The organism is Antrihabitans stalactiti, from assembly GCF_012932915.1.
Classification (GTDB): domain Bacteria; phylum Actinomycetota; class Actinomycetes; order Mycobacteriales; family Mycobacteriaceae; genus Antrihabitans; species Antrihabitans stalactiti.
On the sequence record NZ_VCQU01000004.1, the window covers coordinates 61298 to 81706 of the forward strand.

At 64.1% G+C, this 20409-nt stretch carries 19 protein-coding genes and 2 pseudogenes; 7 read left to right on the forward strand and 14 right to left on the reverse strand.

What is annotated here, in order from left to right; all coding sequences use genetic code 11:
* Window positions 1-19 precede the first annotated feature (19 nt).
* Both FGL95_RS12565 and FGL95_RS12570 read left to right on the forward strand, forming a co-directional pair.
* On the forward strand, window positions 20-823 hold the full coding sequence (locus tag FGL95_RS12565; protein ID WP_169587224.1) for an SDR family oxidoreductase: 804 nt from the start codon (window positions 20-22) through the stop codon (window positions 821-823).
* 82 nt (window positions 824-905) lie between these two features.
* Entirely contained in the window at window positions 906-1265 is a 360-nt protein-coding gene (locus FGL95_RS12570; protein ID WP_338079865.1) for a hypothetical protein, read from the forward strand.
* A gap of 86 nt (window positions 1266-1351) precedes the next feature.
* Here the strand turns inward: FGL95_RS12570 and FGL95_RS12575 are convergent, their stop codons facing one another.
* The gene (locus tag FGL95_RS12575; protein WP_338079835.1) at window positions 1352-1987 is read right to left on the reverse strand and encodes a DUF2637 domain-containing protein; all 636 of its coding nucleotides are present in this window, start codon (window positions 1985-1987) and stop codon (window positions 1352-1354) included.
* Between the two features lie 150 nt (window positions 1988-2137).
* Entirely contained in the window at window positions 2138-2650 is a 513-nt protein-coding gene (locus FGL95_RS12580) for a hypothetical protein (protein WP_169587227.1), read from the reverse strand.
* A 102-nt stretch (window positions 2651-2752) separates the two neighbouring features.
* On the opposite strand from FGL95_RS12580, the gene mobF reads away from it, so the two are divergent.
* From mobF to FGL95_RS12595, 3 genes are all read left to right on the forward strand, one after another.
* On the forward strand, window positions 2753-7975 hold the full coding sequence (mobF, locus tag FGL95_RS12585) for a MobF family relaxase (RefSeq protein ID WP_169587229.1): 5223 nt from the start codon (window positions 2753-2755) through the stop codon (window positions 7973-7975).
* A 229-nt stretch (window positions 7976-8204) separates the two neighbouring features.
* Window positions 8205-8432 carry a hypothetical protein gene (locus tag FGL95_RS12590; RefSeq protein ID WP_169587232.1) on the forward strand — a complete coding sequence of 76 codons (228 nt, stop codon included), beginning with the start codon at window positions 8205-8207 and terminating at the stop codon, window positions 8430-8432.
* Between the two features lie 32 nt (window positions 8433-8464).
* Window positions 8465-8887: a hypothetical protein gene (locus tag FGL95_RS12595; protein WP_169587234.1), complete on the forward strand. Its 423-nt coding sequence runs from the start codon at window positions 8465-8467 to the stop codon at window positions 8885-8887.
* A gap of 87 nt (window positions 8888-8974) precedes the next feature.
* On the opposite strand, the pseudogene FGL95_RS12600 reads toward FGL95_RS12595, so the two are convergent.
* The 9 genes and pseudogenes from FGL95_RS12600 to FGL95_RS12645 form a co-directional block, all read right to left on the reverse strand.
* Window positions 8975-9363: pseudogene (locus FGL95_RS12600) on the reverse strand (AMP-binding enzyme); the annotation flags it as partial.
* Window positions 9364-9376: 13 nt separating this feature from the next.
* The gene (locus FGL95_RS12605; protein ID WP_169587236.1) at window positions 9377-10051 is read right to left on the reverse strand and encodes a TetR/AcrR family transcriptional regulator; all 675 of its coding nucleotides are present in this window, start codon (window positions 10049-10051) and stop codon (window positions 9377-9379) included.
* Between the two features lie 94 nt (window positions 10052-10145).
* Window positions 10146-10271: pseudogene (locus FGL95_RS12610) on the reverse strand (acetyl-CoA C-acyltransferase); the annotation flags it as partial.
* Window positions 10237-10389: a hypothetical protein gene (locus FGL95_RS12615; RefSeq protein ID WP_169587238.1), complete on the reverse strand. Its 153-nt coding sequence runs from the start codon at window positions 10387-10389 to the stop codon at window positions 10237-10239. The gene FGL95_RS12615 and the pseudogene FGL95_RS12610, both read right to left, overlap by 35 nt.
* 22 nt (window positions 10390-10411) lie before the next feature.
* The gene (locus FGL95_RS12620) at window positions 10412-11560 is read right to left on the reverse strand and encodes an acyl-CoA dehydrogenase family protein (protein ID WP_169587240.1); all 1149 of its coding nucleotides are present in this window, start codon (window positions 11558-11560) and stop codon (window positions 10412-10414) included.
* Window positions 11561-11571: 11 nt separating this feature from the next.
* The gene (locus tag FGL95_RS31995; protein ID WP_206071825.1) at window positions 11572-14376 is read right to left on the reverse strand and encodes a cytochrome P450; all 2805 of its coding nucleotides are present in this window, start codon (window positions 14374-14376) and stop codon (window positions 11572-11574) included.
* Window positions 14376-14768, reverse strand: coding sequence for a Zn-ribbon domain-containing OB-fold protein (locus FGL95_RS12635; RefSeq protein ID WP_169587242.1), 393 nt, complete (start codon window positions 14766-14768; stop codon window positions 14376-14378). The genes FGL95_RS31995 and FGL95_RS12635 overlap by 1 nt, the downstream gene beginning before the upstream one ends.
* Complete coding sequence (locus FGL95_RS12640) at window positions 14765-15925, reverse strand: thiolase family protein (protein ID WP_206071826.1); 1161 nt, start codon at window positions 15923-15925, stop codon at window positions 14765-14767. Before FGL95_RS12640 ends, FGL95_RS12635 begins: the two co-directional genes overlap by 4 nt.
* Complete coding sequence (locus FGL95_RS12645) at window positions 15925-16719, reverse strand: crotonase/enoyl-CoA hydratase family protein (protein ID WP_169587244.1); 795 nt, start codon at window positions 16717-16719, stop codon at window positions 15925-15927. The genes FGL95_RS12640 and FGL95_RS12645 overlap by 1 nt, the downstream gene beginning before the upstream one ends.
* 148 nt (window positions 16720-16867) lie before the next feature.
* Between FGL95_RS12645 and FGL95_RS12650 the strand changes: the two genes are divergently transcribed.
* Complete coding sequence (locus FGL95_RS12650; protein ID WP_169587246.1) at window positions 16868-17113, forward strand: type II toxin-antitoxin system ParD family antitoxin; 246 nt, start codon at window positions 16868-16870, stop codon at window positions 17111-17113.
* Window positions 17110-17403, forward strand: a complete 294-nt coding sequence (locus FGL95_RS12655; RefSeq protein ID WP_169587248.1) for a type II toxin-antitoxin system RelE/ParE family toxin — start codon at window positions 17110-17112, stop codon at window positions 17401-17403. The genes FGL95_RS12650 and FGL95_RS12655 overlap by 4 nt, the downstream gene beginning before the upstream one ends.
* A gap of 14 nt (window positions 17404-17417) precedes the next feature.
* Here FGL95_RS12655 and FGL95_RS12660 read toward each other — a convergent pair whose 3' ends face one another.
* The 3 genes from FGL95_RS12660 to FGL95_RS12670 form a co-directional block, all read right to left on the reverse strand.
* Window positions 17418-17606 (reverse strand): ferredoxin, encoded by a 189-nt coding sequence (locus FGL95_RS12660; RefSeq protein ID WP_169587250.1) that lies wholly within the window; start codon window positions 17604-17606, stop codon window positions 17418-17420.
* A gap of 110 nt (window positions 17607-17716) precedes the next feature.
* Window positions 17717-19372: an AMP-dependent synthetase/ligase gene (locus FGL95_RS12665; RefSeq protein ID WP_169587252.1), complete on the reverse strand. Its 1656-nt coding sequence runs from the start codon at window positions 19370-19372 to the stop codon at window positions 17717-17719.
* Window positions 19373-19505: 133 nt separating this feature from the next.
* Window positions 19506-20396, reverse strand: a complete 891-nt coding sequence (locus FGL95_RS12670) for an alpha/beta fold hydrolase (RefSeq protein ID WP_169587254.1) — start codon at window positions 20394-20396, stop codon at window positions 19506-19508.
* Window positions 20397-20409: the final 13 nt, after the last annotated feature.

Consider the following 20409-nt stretch of genomic DNA (forward strand, 5'->3'; position numbering starts at 1 on the left):
CAACGAGCAAGGACACGAATTGAACCGCACAGCACTGGTGACCGGCGCCTCCTCGGGGATCGGCCACGCGACCGCACGCGCCCTGCACGCGAGGGGTTACCGCGTGATCGGCACAAGCCGAAATCCCGACGCCATCCCCGAGGCCGCGAGAATCGTCGGGGTCGAATACCTCGCGCTCGACCTCACCGACTCCGCGTCGATCGAGAAGTGCGCATCCGACGTCGGCCAGGTCGACGTGCTCGTCAACAACGCCGGCGAAAGCCAATCCGGACCCCTCGAAGACCTTCCGACGGACGCGATCGAGCGTCTGTTCGCATCGAACGTCCTCGGCCCCGTACGGCTGACCCAGCTCCTACTACCGGGAATGCGCGACCGCGGGTACGGCCGCGTGGTGATGGTCGGATCGATGCTGGCGTCGTTTCCACTTGCCTACCGCTCATCCTACGTTGCGACAAAGGCAGCAATCAAAGGCTTCGCCACAGCAATGCGATTCGAAACCGCACCGTTCGGGGTGTGGGTCACCACCGTCGAGCCCGGCGTCATCAACACCGGAATCCGCGAGCGGCGGAGCAAATATCTGGCCCCAGAATCGCCGTACACCAACGATTTCCACACCGTCCTCGAGGCACTGGAGAACAACGAACGCGCCGGTATCGCCGCCGACCGGGTTGCAAGGACGATCATCGAGTCCGTCGAATCCGACAAACCTAGGTCGCTGTATGCAGTCGGCAGCAACGCCCCACACGTCTACGTCTTCAAGCGCCTGGCACCACGATCGGTCATCGAAACAACGGTCGCCCGGCGGCACGGACTGAATCCGTGACTCACATTGACAGAGCAGGCTCGATGCCCGTCAGGCCGCGAACCACGACAGCACTCGGAACGTCCGGATTCCACTAGTCCGGATAAGCCAGAAGACTCGTCTCGCGGCCTTGCGGGTTCAACACGGTGTCCTCGTCCTGCAAACGCTGCTGTGGCCCGACGAAGTCCGTCCATCGGCCACGTTCAGCGACATCGGCCAAGCAAACGCCCCAACCTCGCTGGAGATCGAAATGGCCCAGGCACTGGTCGCCAGTATGTCCGGCGAATTCAATCCGGCTGATTTCTCCGACGAATACCAGATCGAACTCAAGAAGCTGCTCGTATCAGTAGCAGAAGGTGGCAGAGCAATCGCTGCGCCGAAGTCCGCTGAGCCGGACCGCGAGGTCGAAGACTTAGTGGCCGCACTGCAACGCAGCTTCGAGAAGGTAATCCAACCGGACTAAGCGCTCCATCGCGACCCGCGACATCGTTCGCCGAATCTGTTGCACCCCGAGTTCGTGCCGACAGCGCGAAATTGGTTGCCCAAGCCTCACTCTTGCCGCTCCGCGACGAGGCGCGCAGCTTCCAGCACGCGACCCACGGTGGCGTGGTTGCTGCCAATTCGTTTGGCGATGGTGCGGTTCGACATGTCGAGTTCGAAGCTGCACCGCACGATCTCGACGACGTCGTCGAAACCGAGCCGCGTGGTGAGTTCGCTATCGACGAGGGTCCGGGCGATTTCGTGCCAACTCAAGTCGACTGATTTCTCACTCGGCGTCACACCCGACGGCCCATCATCCACAGCTTGCGGCTGCCGATTGCGAAGTAGTTCCACGATGCCGTGCGTGGACGCGAGTAGCGCCACTGGTGCGACGGTTGCGATGACTGCCGCGATCGCTGGATGGATTCGCAGACCGCCGACCTCAACAGCATGAAGCGCGTTCGCAGACACGCTGACAACTGCTGACACGAACAAGACGAACCAGAAGTAGACGCGCCCGCCACTGCGCGAGTCGGTTCGCGTCAATGCGATCACTGAAATTGTCGCTTGCAGAATGGTGCCGTCGACGACGACCGGCCACAGCCAGCTCAATTCATTGGATATGCCAGCCATGACAGCCAGATCCCGCAATGTGGCAAACGACAAGACGAAACTCGACAATACGATTATTGCGGTTATCGACACGGCGCCCCGAGTGTCCAGTCTGCTCTGGTTGCGAATGCGCGATCGCCGCTGTGCTGGACCGTGATTGTTTCGCGCCGCTCGGCCTTTGTTTTAATCATTCGACCTCGCTCATTGTTTCTCAATCGAATCGAACATGGGTTGGGTCATCAGTCAGCAGTCGGCGATCGATCCTTCGGACGATGAACGGTCGTCGGGCGACTGCTCGTCGTCGGGCGCGAGGGACGGAAGAGACCGGGTCAAGCGGCCGATCTCGATGCCGGAGAGACCGGTCAGCGCAGCGATGTCGGCGACTCGTTCTCCCCGGTCGCGCATGTGTCGAACACACTGTGCTTGAGCAGCTTTCGCGTCGGAGATTGCCTTCTTGTGCTCGTCCGCGGCGCGGGCGACGGCATCGACGTACACCTGCTTCGCCGCAGCAATCGCCGACTCATGACGGCCATCGAAAGACTCGAGTTCGGATTGCAGCCGGAGGAACTCGGCCAAGTCCTCTTCGTTGGCCTTGTCGGCGGCACGTCGGGCGGCGACCCGTTCGGCAAGCATCGCCCGCGCTTGACCGCGCGCTTTCACCGCGGCCGATCGTTGTGTCGACAATTCGTATTCCCCCGTCCACTTTCGATTCAGCACCGTGCGAATTTCCTGCACGAACTCCCATTTCTCGCTCAACGTAACCCGCCCCCAATCCCCCGTCCACCAACCAAACCAAATTCCTCACACCTCTTGCATTCTGGTGGACCGCGGGCAATTCGGCTGCGACCGTTGATTCCGATGACAATGTCGATGCACAAACTGACCGCCGGTGACGGATATACCTACCTCACCAAGCAGGTCGCCGCTGCCGACTCCACCGAACTCGGCACTTCGTCGTTGGCGGACTACTACTCGATCCAAGGCGAGTCACCAGGGCAGTGGATGGGCGCCGGCCTGGCCGCGTTCGAATCGATCGCCACCGGTGACCCGGTCACCGAGTCACAGATGAAAGCGCTCTTCGGCGAAGGCCGACACCCCAACGCCGAACGCCTCGAAACACAACGCATCGGCGAACTCGTCGAACGCAATATGGCGGACGGGATGACCGAACGAAGCGCGGCGAAGAAGGCAGCGAAAGAAGCACTCGCCTCGACTCGCCTCGGCACCCCGTTCCGCGTCTACACCAACGCGAACGCGTTTCGGCAGGAGGTTGCGGCCCGGTTCACCGCGCACAACTTGCGCCACGGCAACCGGTGGGACGCCCCCGTTCCTGACGACGAACGTGCCCGGATCCGCACCGACGTCGGACTCGAACTGTTCGTGCAACACCACGGGCGGGACCCCCTCCACGACTCCGAACTCTCCGGGTTCGTGGCCCGACACAGCCGACACTCCACGACCGCGGTCGCGGGGTACGACCTCACCTGCTCACCGGTGAAGAGCGTGTCAGCGCTGTGGGCGATCGCCCCGACACCGGTCGCCGACACCATCCGCCAAGCCCATGACGACGCCGTCGCCGACATGCTCACCTTCCTCGAAACCCACGCCGCCTACACCCGCCTCGGGCGCAACGGCATCCAACAAGTCGACGTCCAAGGATTGATCGGCACCGCCTACACCCACCGCGACTCCCGCGCCGGCGACCCCGATCTACACACCCACCTCGTCATCTCCAACAAGGTCCGCACCCTCGACGGCAAATGGCTTGCCCTCGACGGCACCCCGATTCACAAGTGGGCCGTCGCCGCGTCCGAGGTCTACAACACCCGACTGGAAAGCCACCTCCGCACCAGGTTGGGGTTGCGTTTCACCGAACGCCCGAACACCGACCCGCGTAAACGTGCCGTGCGGGAAGTCGTCGGCGTCGACGAGAAACTGTGCAAATTCTGGTCGTCCCGCCGCGAGGCGATCGAGGTTCGCCGCGGCGAACTCGCCACCGCGTTTCAACGCGATCATGGTCGCGAACCGACCCCGGTCGAGGCGATCGCGCTCGCCCAGCAAGCCACGCTCGACACCCGAGACCGCAAACACGAACCGCGTTCGGAGGCCGAGCAACGCATCGCGTGGCGCGCGGAAGCCGTGCGTGTTCTCGGTGGCGACACCGCGTTGGCGGCCATGATCCGCACTACGCTGCACCCGCGACAGGCGGCGCGTCGCACTCACGTCGGACGGGACTGGATCGATCAGACTGCCGACCGGATCGTCGCGACCGTTGCCCGTGGGCGTGCCACGTGGCAGGAGGCCCACGTCCGTGCCGAGGCTGAACGTGTCACGCGTGCGGCCGATGTCGATCCACACACACTCGTGGCCACCGTCGAACGCCTGACCGCCGCGACACTGCACGCGACCCGGTCCGTGCCGCTAGGAACACCCGACCGGGTGAACGAGCCGGAGGTGTTGCGGCGCACCGACGGAACCAGCGTCTACACCTCCGCCCGCACCCAGCTCTACACCTGCGAACCGATCGTCGCCGCCGAACAACGACTGGTCGCCACGGCCGGTGCGCGGGACGGTCGCCGCGTGTCGACGATGACGGTGGAACTGGAACTGCTCGCCCACGCCGCGAACAATCCAGGCCGCGCACTCAACCCCGGACAATCCGCGTTGGTGCGCGAATTCGCCACCTCCGGCGCGCGTCTGCAACTCGCACTGGCCCCCGCCGGCACCGGCAAAACCACCGCAATGAAGGTGTTGGCCCGCTGCTGGGAAGCCGACGGCGGCACCGTGATCGGGTTGGCCCCCACCGGCAACGCAGCCGCCGTCCTGCGCGAGGACATGGGCACCGTGTGCGACACGATCGACAAACTCGTCGACACCCTCGACCGAGTCGAGCGGGCACGAATGACCGGCCAGACAGTCCAGGTGCCCTCCTGGATCCGCGACATCGACGACCGCACACTGGTCGTCATCGACGAAGCCGCGCTCGCCGGAACCCTCACCCTCGACCGCGCCGTCGGGTTCCTCATCTCACGCGGCGCGAGTGTGCGACTGGTCGGCGACGACCGGCAACTCTCCGCGGTCGCCGCCGGCGGAGTCGTCCGCGACATCGCCGACACCCACGGCGCGGTCACCCTCAGCCACGTCCTACGGTTCACCGACACCGCCGAAGGATCCGCCTCCCTCGCCTTGCGCGACGGCGACCCCGCCGCGATCGGCTACTACCTCGACCACGGGAGAATCCACGTCGGCGACCACGCGACCGCCGAAGATCTCGCCTACACAGCATGGTCCCGTGACCGGCAAGCCGGGCTCGACGCGGTGATGATGGCACCCACCCGCGACACCGTGCACGCGCTCAACGAACGAGCCCGGGCAGATCGACTCGCAAACGTCTCCCCTGCTGATATCGGACCCGACGTTGCGCTGGCCGACGGACTGTCCGCCTCGGCGGGTGACACGATCCGCACCACCCGCAACGACCGGCGCCTACCCCTGTCGGCCACGGACTGGGTCCGAAACGGCTACCGATTCACCGTCCAGCGCGTCCTCCCGGACGGCAGTCTCGACGCCACGCACCTGCGAACCGGGCGCACGATCCACCTGCCCGCGGATTACGTCGCCAGCGACGTCGCGCTGGGCTACGCCGCCACCATCCACACCTGCCAAGGCATCACCGCCGACACCAGCCACACCGTGCTGACCGGGCACGAAACCCGCAACGACGTCTACGTTCCCGTCACCCGCGGCCGCCACAGCAATCATCTCTACTTCGCCACCGCCCTGCCCGGCGACGAACACTCGGTACTCACCGACGAAGCACTGCACCCCGTGACCGCCGTCGACCTGTTCACCCGAGTTCTCAACCGTGACGGTCGGCAACGCTCCGCCACCACGACGACACGGGAACTTGCCGATCCGCGCCAGCGTCTCGCCCACGCTGTCGACACGTACTCCGACGCGCTCGGCACCGCGGCCAAAACAGTCCTCGGCGCCGACGCACTGGCCCGGATCGACGCCGCCGCCGACACGCTGCACCCCGGGTTGACCGACCAACCGGCCTGGCCCACGCTGCGGCACCACCTCGCCACCCTCGCGATCGGAGGGCAGGACCCGGTCGCCGCACTGACCTCCGCTGCCCGCAGCCGCGACCTCGGCAACGCCGGTGACGTTGCAGCGGTGTTGGATTGGCGGATCGACGCCACGGGTCGCCACTCCGCTGGGACCGGACCGCTCCCCTGGCTGCGCGGCATCCCCACCGCACTGTCCGAGCACCCGACGTGGGGCCGATACCTGCGCACGCGGTCCGGTCTGGTCGCCGGACTCGCCGCCGACGTCGCGGCCGACACCCGAGCCTGGGAACCTGCGACCGCGCCGCTCTGGGCGCGACCACTTGCAGGCGGTGCCGACGACGGCTTGTTGGCCGATCTCGCGGTGTGGCGCGCCGCACTCGGTGTCGATGACAGCGACCGCCGTCCCACCGGTCCCGACCAGCGCACCGCCGCCGAACACCGCCACCAAACCGGGCTCGCTGCCCGCGCGCACGTGGTGCTCGGCGACCCGACCCGTTCGGCTACCGTGTGGACAGCGTTGGCGAATCGGATCGATCCGCGCATCGTGGAGGATCCCTACTGGCCCGTGCTTGCCGACCGCCTCACCGCTGCGGCCCGCGCCGGCATCGACGTCGAAGCACTCGTCCTGCGGGAGGGCCACACCAGCCCGCTACCCACCGAACTCCCGGCCGCCGCGTTGTGGTGGCGGCTGTCGCACCACCTCACCCCGGCTGTTCTCGACGCCGGCATCGCAACGTCGAGGTTGCACCCGCACTGGGAACCCGTCCTGCACGCCGTCCTCGGCGAGGAGGCCGACCGCGTCACCCGCGACGCCGCCTGGCCGGCGCTGGTCGCCGCGATCGATTCCGCCGACCCCAACCGCTGGCTTCCCGAGCAGCTGCTCGCCGCGTCCTACGATCTGCTGCGCGGAGCACACGACGATCAGCACCCGCTGCGACCCGACGAACTCGCGACCGCCCTCACCTGGCGCATCGAAGCACTCCTGCACGCGCCCAACCCGCCCGCCGATCAGCCACTGCCCGACGAACCCGTCGACGAGCAGTCGGTTCCACCGGAATTCAGTGAGCAACGCCCTCGCAGCACAACGATGGTCGATGGCGTTTCCGACGCCGACTACCTGGCGTCCCTGCTGGACCTCGCCCCGCCCGACGATCCCGACATCGTCGAGCCCGACCCTGACCCCGACCGCGTCCTACCCGCACCCGACCCGGTCGACACCGACGACTGGATCCGCCCCGACGATGCCTGGACAGCGTTGCCCTACGCCGACCTGCCTGTCGCCGAACAGATTTCGCGGCTTGAAGCCGAGCGCGATGCCGCGCAGCGCCATGTCGCCGAACTGTGGTCCACCCAGATCCATCCCACCGCGGAGGGCACTCACGTCAGTGCTGCACTCCCCCTGATCCGCGACCTCCGCGAACGTGCCGACCAACAGCGTCCACACCAACTGGCTGCCAATCTCGCTCACGAACGATGGCTTGAAGCCGACCTAAAAGCGACGGCTGCCGAAAACGAGTTGGCCACGCTGCAACGCCAAACGCGCACCGCCCGTGACAGAGACGTCGCGTTGTCGGCCGAACTCGACGCCGGACTCAAAGCCATTGAAGCCCAGCACTATCGCGCCCACGCCGACACCGCGCGCGGCGAGGCCGATAGCGCCCAACAAGAACTCGTCGACATCGCAGGGCCCGGCGGGATCGTCACCGAAGAACAGATACACGCCGTGCAGGCACTGGCGGAAAGCCTGGACACCGACGAACTCAACGCCGCCCGCCGCAACCGCGACATCCTCGACGGACACCTCCTCCGGGCGCAGAGTCGCGGCGCCCGCGACCTCGCCGACAGCCTCAACCACACCGGCACCGCGGCCCAGCATGCCGCGAAGGCCACACCACAGCCGCCAGCTGCGGTCGTGTCCGACGACAGCCTCAGCGCACCGCTGCCTACGCGACGACCGACCCGCAGGCCACGACCCGATCCCGATCACCACCGACGAGGACCGACGTTGTGACAACAACACCGGCAACGGACACCGCCGATCGCTCGCTCGACAGCGCGACCGGCGGCTTCACATTGTGAAGCTTCGGGTATCGATCAATAGTCGGCGTTGGAGCCCCAGAAATGTTGACGGACAACCCTTTCGGTCCGCAGGCTGGTTGCCGAATACCAATTTCCTGCAGATTCCCGTAGGTCGACCGCGTCAGCGTGTTTCTGACGGTGCCAACTGCTACGGTCGCAGTATGTCGAGCCAGGACACGAATCCACTCAGGTCGATTCTGCGCGCGGCGGCTGACGGACTCGGCCATGCAGCACACGCGACCCGTGATCGGTTAGCGGCATTGATCCCTGGTGACGACCCGGCCAAGACCCGCGGACAGGTTGCGTGGGAATCGCGTCTCGCCACTGCGCGCAGCGATCCTGATGCATTCGCTCGCGGCGACCGAATCGCCGCGGAGCTCGCCGAGTAGTATCTAGATAAACGGTCTGACGGCACCCACCGTTGACCGGGTACGTCCTCGATGACACCGTTATCGAAGCTTTCGCTTTCTCCGACAGCATCGTCGTATCGGCGTTGTTCGGAATGACAGAGCGCGATATCCGGTTCAGCGTCCCCGCTGCGACGCTCGCGCGCGCCCAAGTCTCGCTCTCCGATGACATGATCAGCGACATCAACAGCATGATCCTTCACTTGCCTGCGCTGCAGCTCGAACCTCTCGCGTCCACTTCCGAGGTAACCGAGTTGGCGCGCGTCCTCGGCGCGACCAATGAACAGACGCAGTCGGAAGATTTCGCAGCCGCCCACGCTGTCGTCGTGGCCAGGAAGTTCGACTGGCCGATCGTCACAACATCGTTGACACGATGGGAACCGATCACCCGCGTTCTTGACATCGATGTTCGCGAAATGCGAGACAGTCCCGAATAGCGCACTCGCAGACGTGGCCACCGTGGTTCGCTAGCGCGTCGCCCGCGCTGGGTGTGACCTGTGCCGAGGGGCATCTGCGGCCCTCAATCAGTGTGTTTGGACGAGTCGGCCTTTGAGGTCCTTGCGGAGGATCTTGCCCGAGACCGATTTTTGGGGATGGCGTCGATGAAGTCGACGAGACGAATGCGCTTGTGCGGTGCGATTCGGTCGGCGATCCAGGTGATGAGTTCCTCCGCGCTTGCTTCCGCTCCGTTTTGGAGTACGAGGAAGGCCCGGTGGATTTCGCCGGCCTCCTCGTCGGGGTGTGCCACCACTGCGGCGTCAGCGATGGCGGGGTGTGTGAGCAGTAGTGCCTCGAGTTCGGCTGGTGGTACCTGGTAGCCCTTGTATTTGATGAGCTAGTTGAGGCGGTCGACGACGTAGACCTCGTGGCGAGGACCGACTTCGACTGTGTCGCCGGTGTGCAGCCATCCGTCTGGGTGATAGCGGTTAGGCAGCGTCCGACTGACGGGCCTGTTGGACACTCTTACGGACGAGCTTGACTAAACGTCCCTTGGGATCAGCCAACGTCGCCAAACTCAGCCGGTCGACGAGCAGGCCACCGAGGAATATGTCGACGAACGATGCGCCAACCTGCTCAGGTGTGTAGCGCCCGGCTGGATCGAACCAGGTCCACATCCATTGCAGTGAACCGAATATCTGCAGCGTGGTGATCGATTCGTCGACCTTTCGAAACACTCCCCCGGCAACGCCGGCGCGGATTTCGTCGCTCATGAAGCGCTGCACGTCGCTGCGCTGGAGTCGAATCTTTGCCATCGCGGGATCGTCGGCAAGCTGGACGATCTCGCGTTGGCTGGCGATCGTGGCGTCTCGGTCCTCGACTTGATAGAAGACCGCCGCGTAGATGAGTGCAGCGATGCGCTCCGCCGGAGTCTCGACCTGCGCCCAGATCGCCTCGACTTCGCGCTTTCGCTGACTCATGTAATTGTCTTCGAGTTCGCGCAACATCTGCGCCTTGGTGCCGAAGTGGTGCACGATCGTTCCCTTGGACATGCCGAGCTCTTTGGCGATGTCACCGAGATTTGTTTGTTCGTAACCCCGTTGGGCGACATGGCGGATGAACGTCGCCAAAATTTCGTCCTTGCGACCCGGCCTCGCGACCATTTGCATACCACCCTCGGTCAAAACGACTGTACGTACGGTTATGCTAGCGCCGAAGGTCGGTCAACTCCAACCTTTCCCGGCCGGGTGTGTCCAATCAGAGACGTTCGATGACTGTCGCGATCCCCATACCACCTGCGACACACCGGGTTACGAGTGCTCGCCGCTCGCCGCGACGCTCGAGCTCGTCAACGACCGTCCCGACGATCATGGCGCCGGTCGCTATCGATCAGACCGGACTCGTCCCACCGTTCGCGGTGCGGCGTGATGTCCTGCTCGATGAACTTGACCACGCTGTTACGGAATACGTCGTGGTCGGCTTCGTAAAGATTGCGCAGCATAATGTTTCGGGCTCCGCCCTGTTCAGTCCAACCCGAGTGTCTTGGCGATGATTTCGTTCATGATTTCGTTCGACCCGCCGCCGATGCCCAGGATGCGGGCATCGCGATAGAGCCGTTCCACTTCGTTCTCGCGGATGTAGCCCATTCCGCCGAAGATCTGGACCGCTTCGTTCACGACGTAGTCGGACGCGTAGACGGCGGTGTTCTTGGCCATGGCGACCTCGCGGCTGACCTTTTGGCCATCGACGTAGCGTGCGACGACATCGCGAACGAAGGTGCGTGCCGCGGTCGTCTGCCGTGCCATCTCGGCAAGCTTGTGCCTGATGACCTGGCGATGGGCCAGCGGCTCACCGAAGGTCGTCCGTTCGCGCGCCCATGGGATCGTCAGGTCGTATGCACGTTGGGCAGTCGCATACGCCTGGACCGCCAACTGCAGCCGCTCACCGTCGAGACGAGTCATCAACTGGCCGAACGCCGTTCCCTCGGCGCCGACGAGATTGGCGACCGGGACACGAACGTCGTCGTAAGCGAGTTCGGCTGTGTCCGAACACAGGCAGCCCATTTTGTGCAGCTTGCTCGTGACCGAAAACCCCGGGGTGTCGGTGTCGACAACCAGCAGCGACAGCCCTTTGTGTCCTGGTCCGCCCGTGCGCACGACCGTGGTGACGTAGTCCGCGCGGGTGCCCGAGGTGATGTAGGTTTTCGCACCGTTGACCACATAGTGGTCGCCGTCGAGCACGGCCTTCGTCGTGATGTTCGCGACGTCGGAGCCGGTGCCGGGCTCGGTGATGGCGAGCGAACCGATCTTGCGGCCCGCCAGCGTGGGCCGCACGTACTTGTCGATTTGGTCGGCGTCGCCCGCGGCGGCGATGTGCGGTGTCGCGATGCTGTGCGTCAGCAACGCCCCGCAAAGTCCAGCACTGCCATCGTTGCCGATGAGTTCCTCGACGAGGATCATCATGTCGATGTAATCGCCTGCGCCACCAACGGATTCCGGAAAAGCCAGCTCGAGCAGGCCGATCTCGCCTGCCTTTTCGTGCAGCGATCGAGGTACCGCGCCGTCGAGCTCCCACTGATCCATGAACGGCGCGATCTCGCGAGTGGTGAAATCGGCGACCAGCTTTCGCAAGTCGTTGCGCTCAGGCGTCGACCATACGTCGTTGTAGGTCATGCTGACCTCACTTAAATAGAAAGCCGGACAGGCAGTTCGGTGATTCCGTTGACGAAGTTGGACCGCAGCCGGACCGGCTCGCCGGTGACTTCGATCTTCGAGAACCGCTCGAACAGCTTGGTCAGCAACGTCCGGCCTTCGAGTCGGGCGACGCCGCTGCCGAGGCAGAAGTGCGTGCCGAAACCGAAAGATACGTGCGGATTGTCTTTGCGGGTGATGTCGAAGGTGTCCGGGTTCTCGAACACGGTGTCGTCCCGGTTGGCGGCTGCGTAGGAGAGCACCACCTTGTCGCCAGCCTTGATCTGCTGACCGCTGACCTCGGTGTCCTGTACGCATGTGCGCCGGAACTGCATGATCGGCGGAAACATCCGAAGTATCTCTTCGACCGCGGACGGCATCAGGCTCGGATCGTCGCGCAGCAAGTCCCACTGATCGGGGTTCTCGGACAACAGCACGAGCGCGCCGTTGAGCATGTTGCGCGTGGTCTCGTTGCCGGCGATCACAAGGAGCTGGAAAAACCTGTCGAGCTGGTCGTCGGTCAGCTGCTCGCCGTCGACCTCGGCGTTCACGACCAGACTCCACACATCATCGGTCGGGTTCGCGCGCTTTTCGGCGGTCATCTTGCGTGCATAAGCGAACAGCTCCAGGAACGCCGACACATACGACCGTTTGTCGACGGCGTCCGGATCGTCGAAGCCGACCATGCGATTCGTCCAGTCGAACAACAGATGTCGCTCATCGGACGGGATGCCCAAGATGTCGGCAAGCACCAATAGCGGCAGCTCCGACGACACCTTCTCTACCCAATCGATATCGCCGCCGTCACCGAGCGAGGCAACCAACGCGTCGGCGTGCGTGTCGATGGATTCAGCCATCCCAGCCACGACGCGTGGAGTGAACGCCTTGCTGATGATCTTTCGCATCTGGGAGTGCATCGGCGGGTCGATGTTCAGCATCGCTTGGCGCTGGATCGCCAGTTCTTGCGGGGAGACGTTGCGCACCCAGGTGCCACCCTCCTCCGAGCTGAACAGGTCCGGGCGCTTACCCGCTGCCATCACATCGGCGTGGCGAGTCAAGTACCAGAAGCCGGGACCGCCATCGAAACCTTCGGACGCCGGCTCAGGAATCCACGCCACCGGCGCTTCGCGGCGCAGCGCTGCGACCTCGTCGTACGGGAATCCCGGCACATAGGTGCTGGGGTTGCCGAGATCAGGGATGGTCATTGCTGTCTCCTTGGTTGCAGTCGCAGCCTTTTTGGCCCACGCGTAGTCGGTCTTCCCGTTCGCGTGCCTGCCGACCTTCTCGACTCGGATGAATTCTTTTGGAATCTTGTAGCCTGCCAAACTGTTTCGGCAGCCGACGACCAGTTGTTCGACCGTCACGGTGTCGTCGGCGGACTGATAGAGCGCGACGACTTCCTGGCCCCAACGCTCGCTCGCACGGCCGACGACGACAACGTCGACGACACCCGGCAGCGCACGCACCACGTCCTCCACCTCTTCGGCGAAGACCTTCTCTCCCCCGGTGTTGATCGTCGTTGCTTCGCGGCCGAGGAATTCGAAAGTGCCGTCGTCGAGCAACCGCGCACGATCGCCGGGGACGGAGTAGCGCTTGTCGCCGACGGTGACGAATGTCGCGGTGGTCTTGTCGGGATCGCCGAGATACCCCATCGGGATGTGGCCGCCCTGCGCCATCCAGCCGATCTCGCCCTGCTCCGCGAGACGGGTGCGGGATTCGTCGACGACCGCGGTATCCCCGCGTGCGGCAAAGGCTTTCCCATTCCGCTTGGCGTGCAATCCGGTCTCCGACGATCCGAGCACGTCCGCGATTCGGACGGTCGGTAGGAGTTCGCGTAGCCGCGCCTTTGATGAGTCACGAAGGGCCGCACCGCTGTTCACGATAAGTCGCAGGTCCGGCAGATCGCGTGGGTTCGCTTCGAGTTCGGTGACGAGTGGTGTGCCGAAGGCGTCGCCGACGATCGCTATCGACGTGACATGCTCGCGCTCGCAGGTGTCGAGAAAAGCCGGTGCAGCGAACTTTTCGGGGTTCGGTTGGAAGACGATGGTCGCGCCGCTGAGCCAGCCGCCGAGTGCGATTCCGGTGCCCGCGCCGTGCATCAACGGCGGCCCCGGTAATACCCGACCGCGAATCTTGCGAGCCCGTTCGACCACGTCCTCGACGGTTGCGGCGTTCCGCACGCCCATCGGACCGCCGACCAAATCGCCGACGCGCCAGATCACACCTTTCGGCATACCGGTGGTGCCACCGGTGTACAGCAGGTGCCGGTCGTCCGGAGTCGCGTTCGGTACGCCGTCGGCGGGGTCTGCCGCGGCAAGTGCCGGCTCGTAACCGAGTGCACCGTCTAGCAACTGAGCCCCGCTGCCGTCGTCGACCTGTAAGAGGAGCGGACGAGAATCCAGCTGTGACAACGCTTCATCCAGCACCGCGGCGAAGTGGCCGCCGAATACGACAGCCTTGGCGTCCGCGTCGCGTAGCAGGTAGGCAAGTTCGGTCGCGGTGTAGCGGTAGTTGACGTTGAACGGGGCGACCGAAGCCTTGTGTGCGCCGAGCACAGCTTCCAGATACTCCGGTCCGTTGTACAAATAGACACCGAGGTGGTCTTGCCCTGTCTCCCAAGCATTGTCGGACTGACGACGCCCGCCGAGCCCGTGAGAACGCAGAACGGCGGCGAGCCGTCGGGTACGGTCGGTCGTTTCGCGCCAGGTGAACGTGCGGTCGGCCGTGACGACGCACGGCTCGTCCGCCAATTCTGCGGCGATCGCTTCATGCAGGGTGGCCAGATCGAACTCTGTCATCAGACTTCCTGTCCTACGAATATCGGATAGCTTTCGCTGCCCTGGGCGTGGATGAATTCGGCACGCAGAGCCATTCCGGCCGACGGGGCACCGACGACGCGGCCGTAAAGCCAAGGACCTTCGGTCAATTCGACGACGCCGACGGTATACGGGACGAGGTCGGCAAAGGCGCGATTGGGCGCGCGGTGCACAACGGTCCACGTCACGAGCGTTGCGGTCCCTGCGGCCGGAGACCAAGACAGTTCCGTGCGACCGCACGTTGTGCAGACGACCGCCTCGGGTGGCAAAGCCTGCCCGCAATGCGCGCACTTCTTGATGACGAGTTCCTCGCGCGCGGCGGCGTCGAAGAACTCGGCGCTTTTCGAGTTTCGTTGCATCGGTGGCCAGTTCATCGCACAGCCCCGCTGAGAACCAAGGTGGCGTGATGTTCGAGAACGCCACCACTACCGCTGACCATGATCACGTCCTTCTTGTCGACCTGGCGCGCTCCGGCGTGGCCGCGGCCCTGTATCACTGCTTCGACTATCGGGGTGAATCCGGTGAGGTAGTAGCTGGAGAGCTGTCCCCCGCCGGTATTGCACGGCAGGCTGCCGCCGGGTGCGAGTTTGCCGTCGGCGACGAACTTGCCGCCCTCGCCCTTCGGGCAGAATCCGTAGTCCTCCAGCGTGATCAAGACCGTGTAGGTGTAGCTGTCGTAGAGTTCGAGCAAATCGACGTCGGAGACCGTCACCCCGGCCATGCGCAACGCCGCAGGTCCAGCATCGGCGGCGCCGGACCGAAGGCCGAACTCCGACTCGCGGTGCATCACTCGGCCCGGATGCGCTTGGCCCCAGCCGAGCACGTCCACGGGCGGCTGGGCAAGATCTCGGGCCCGCTCGGCCGAGGTGACGATCACTGCCGCAGCACCATTGGAGACCAGGCAGCAATCGAGCAGGTGGAGCGGATCCGCGACGAGCGGTGAGGCCTGGTGCTCGTCGAGCGTGAGCGGCGTCTTGAATTGCGCGACAGGGTTGTTCGCCGCCCACGCCCGCTGACCGACCGCGATGGCGCCCAGTTGCTCGCTCGTGGTCCCGTAGGTCTCGAAGTGGCGGCGGGCAGCCATGGCGTAGAACAAGTTCGGCGTAATCGCGCCGATGCCGGCGTGATAGGACGCGAAACCACATGGTAGCGAACGCTGCTTCCCGAACGCGTCGCGCGCGGAACCCTTCGGTTTCAACGGCGTATCGGCAAAGACACAGGCAACGGCGGATGCGCCACCCAGCGCGATCGTTGCCGCGGCGTGCGAGATCATCGCGGCCGGGCTGGCCCCGAGTGCACCGATTTCGGCGAGCAAGCGCAGGTTCTGCAGCCCGAGGACCTTCTGCAACGAAAGCTTCGGCGCGCCTTGTGTGCCGGGGCTGACGAGCAGACCGTCCAAGTCAGTCACCGCGAGGCCCGCGTCTGCCGCGGCGAGCCGCACGGCTTCGGCGGCAAGGTCGGTGGCGCTGCGATCGTACACTTTGCCGACGTCGGTGAGTCCGAGCCCGGCGATCGCTGTGCTGGTCACCATCAGCGGCCTTCCCAGCGGGGCTTGCGCTTCTCGGCGAACGAGCGCGGGCCTTCTTTGGCGTCGGCGGTCTTCATGATGGTCCGGACCTCCGCATTGCTGAACGCCCATGCTTCCGGTTCCCAATCGGACTGCGTCGCGCCGTGATAGACGACCCGTTTGCTTGCCTGGACCGCGAGAGGCGCGTTCCGCGCGATCTTCTCGGCCAGTTGCATTGCTGCATCGAGGACCTGGTCGTGCGGGACCACTCGATTGACCAGACCCCATTGCAATGCCGCTTCGGGCGAGATCGGCGATCCAGTGAGCGTCGCCTCGAGTGCGATGGCGAGCGGAATCCGGTGCGAAAGTCGTAGGAGCCCACCGCCCGCGGCGATGATCCCGTGCCGCACCTCCGGCAGGCCAAGGGTCGCGGTGTCACTCATCACGGCAAGGTCGCACGCGAGCACGAACTCTGTTCCGCCACCTAACGCATAGCCGTTGATCGCAGCGATGAGGGGCTTGTCCAGCAGCTTCTGCATGATGCCGCCGAATCCGCGTTCTTTCTGGTCGGGACCGATCAACGATCGGCCTGCCGCAAGCTCTTTCAGGTCGGCTCCCGCGCAGAACGCCTTGCCAGCTCCGGTAAGGATGCCGACGCGGAGTTCGGGGTCGGCGATGAACTCGTCGACCGCGTCCTGCAGAGCGATCGACATCGCAGCGTTGACCGCATTCATCGCATGCGGACGGTTCAGCGTGATGATCGCGATGGTGCCATGCTTGCGCAGGAATGCGGGCTGCTCTTCGTTGGGCTGGGCCATGCGATCGAGTGTAATGACCGTACGAGCGGTCAGTCAAGACGAAGAACCTATTCCGCGAGTCCACCAGCTCTTTGTGACGAGCCCGTTTGTCTGCCTGGTCTGAGCAGCTAACCGAGCCGGATATACCAATAATTGGTATCGTTGCTCCATGGGTAAGAACACGTCTTTCAGCCTCGACGAGCATTACAGCGCCTTCATCGAGTCCGAGGTGTCGTCGGGCCGGTACCGCTCGGCCAGTGACGTTGTGCGGACCGCCCTGCGACTGCTCGAAGACCGCGAAACCCAGATCAGCGCGTTGCGGAACGCGTTGGTCGACGGGGAACGCAGCGGGCCCTCTGTACCTTTCGATTTCGACGCCTTCGTCGCGCAGAAACGCGAGCCGCACCGCCGGTGAGTAAATTTGTCCTCGCACCCGCGGCGAAGGCCGATCTCGAGAACATTTGGGATTACACCGAGAAGCGCTGGAACGCAGCTCAAGCCGAGGAATACATCCGCGAACTTCAGCGCGGTATCGAACGAGCGGCTGCGAACCCGCGAATCGGGAAGGCCTGCGACGAGATTCGCAAAGGCTACTTCAAACTATCCGTCGGATCGCACGTTCTGTTCTACCGGGCGACCGTCGAGGAGACAATCGATGTCGTGCGCATCCTCCACCAAAGAATGGATGTCGACCGCCATCTCTGAACGGAGCGCGTTCACTACGCAGTTCTCAATGCGGCCTTGGGGCACTGCGCGACCGCATCGCGTACATCGTCTTGACGATCGGGAGACACCAGACCGCCGGCGACAATGAGCTCGTCGTCGGCGTCCAGATCGAAGATGTCCGGTGCAATCCCGACGCAAATGCCGTTGCTCTCACATAGATTGCGATCCACCTCGACGTTCATCGGTCCTCTTCTTTCGGTTGGTTGGAGGTGTTCGAGCCCAGCATCGTCACAGTTCGGCCAACGTGTCCCCGGCGCCTCGCTCCGCGGTGGTGAGCCCGGGCCACTCCGGTCTACGCGTCTTGCCGGGCGTAGAGCTCATCGATCTCTGCCGCGTACTTGGCGTTGATCGGCTTGCGCTTGAGTTTCCCGGTCGGCGTCAGCTCGTCGCCACCGGACTCCCACAACGTCGGCAGCAGGGTGAATCGCTTGATCTGCTCGATCCGCGAAAGTTTGTCGTTACCTGCGTCGACGCCCGCTTGCACAGCTGCGATGACGCGTTCGTCTTTGACGAGTACTTCCGGGTCCGCTTCGAGGCCGAACTTTGCCGCGTACACAGGCGCTGCCTCGGGGTCGAGGGTGATCAGCGCGACGTTGTACGGTCTGCCATCACCGATCGCCATGACAGCTCCGATCAGCATCGATTCGGCGGAGATCGCATTCTCGATGTTCACCGGCGACATGTTCTTGCCACCGGCATTGATGATCAGCTCCTTCTTGCGGTCGACGATCTTGAGGAAGCCCTCGTCGTCGACCTCGACGACATCGCCGGTATGCATCCACCCATCCGCGTCGATAGCTTCAGCGGTCTTCTCCGGATCGTTGCGGTAGCCCTTCATGATGAACGGCGCCCGAATCAGCAGCTCGCCATCCTCGAGGACGCGAGTCTCGTAGCCGGGCAACGGGATACCGACCGTCCCTGCCTTGGCGAGTGCGGGGGTCGCCGCCGTGGCCAGACCTATCTCCGACATGCCCCAGATATCTGTCACCGGGATGTCGAGTTTCTGCAGAAACGCGAAGACACCCGGCGGGATCGCCGCAGCGCCGGACACCGCCCACTTCACCCGATCGAGTCCGAGCTTCGACCGAATCGCGGCAATCACCTGTGGAGCGCCCGCCTCGAAACCGGCAGCGAGCAGCTCATTGGCCTGCACCTGTAACTCGACTCCGATCTTGAGCTTCTCCCACACTCGCGGAACCGCAGCAAAGACAGTCGGATGCACATCGGCAAGTGCCGCAGGCAGCTGCTTCATGTCGGCGACGGTCGTGATCTCCGTGCCGTAGATGGTGCCGAAGTAGTAGCAAACGAACCGGTCGGCGGCGTGCGCAGAGGGCAGATACGAGATCACCTTGTCGTCCGCGTTCAGCGGCAACGCGCTGGTCAAGGCACCTGCCATCCCGAAGGCGCCACGGTGAGTGTGCTCGACACCCTTCGGCGGGCCGGTCGTTCCCGAGGTGTAGATCATGCAGAGCACGTCGTCGGGCTGCACCCCCTTCCACGCGGCTTCGAAATCGAAATCCGCCGCCGGCTCCAGCCGCGCCACATCACCGTCTTCGACGACCAGTAGGTGATCGACTGCGGCGCCGGATGCCTTGATCCGCTCGACGTACTGCTGTTCCGTTACGACGATTTTTGCGCCCGAGTGGGACAGTAAGTATTCGATCTGCTCTGCGCTGCAGGTGTTGTAGATCGAGAACGTAGTCGCGCCAAGATGATTGGCTGCCATTTCGGTAAGTTTGAACTCGGGCCGGTTCGTCAGAAGCGCCGCGAAGACGTCGCCACGCTTAAGACCCAAAGCGGCGAGCCCCCCAGCGATTCGGCGAACTTCGTCGCCGTACTGGCGCCAGGTCAAGCTGACCGCACCACCAAGAGTACGAAGCGCTACGACGTCGGGTCGTTCGGCGACGTGGCGCTGGAATGCCTGCGGCAAGGTCTGTGGTTCTGACATGGGCGTCTCCTAATCTCTACCTACCACTATGCTTGGTGACCGCACGTACAGTCAATAGACATTTGCGTCGAGTTGACCTTCACGCAGGCATCGGCCGAGAGAAGCTCTGCATAAGAGCGAATTCGACAATCCGCTAGGCCAGCCGTGACTGCTGCCGCGAAATGCGATCCGTGAGTTCGGCGACCGCGTCGATCATCAACTCGGCGAACCACTCTGGATTCGTGATCGGCAGATCATGATTGGCTTCGACTTCCGTGATACGGGCACCGAGCACCTCGGCGAGCTCCCGCTGCAAGTGCGGGCGGCACAGCCGGTCCCCCGCCAGCAACAGGTATTCGCAGGGTCGGGGCTGTGCGTTCGGTGGTAGGACGCGCAAGTCCACGGACGGAATATGACGCCCCACGGCAAGCATGTCCGCGAGCGAGGTGCGACCGAGTTCCACACGCGCCCAATCCCATCGCGATGCCAGCGACGTACTACGGCGTCGCAGAGCTGCCGTCGCGAATACGCCCAACCGCGGGTCGAACCCCGCGATCGCCAGCGGTTGCAGCGCCCGAAGCCCGGCGAAGATCATCCGATCTCGCGGCGTACCTACGTAACAGGCGGCGGTACCGCTGATCACTGTGCCGACGACGCGGTCGGGATACCGGGCGACGACGTCTGCCGCTATACCGCCGCCCATGGAGTAGCCGCACAGAATCGCGTGCTCGATCCCCAACACGTCCAGTAGAGCGATCACATCGTCGCCGGCGTCGGTCAATGTGAAACCTCCGTCGCGAACCCCCCGGCCGTGCATCCGAAGATCGGGTGCAATCACGCGATGCGCACGTGAGAGCGGCACGAAAACGTCGGCGAAGTTGAGGTCGGCTGTCCAGGTCCACCCATGAAGCAGCACCACCGGAATTGAACTGGAGGGACCGGCAATATCGCGGACGAACGTCTCACCGCGCTCGCCGAGCCGGACCATGCTGCCGCTCGGAAGAGTGGGTACTACTTGGTGAATTCGCTTGCGCTGCCGAGTCATGCACACCTCATTG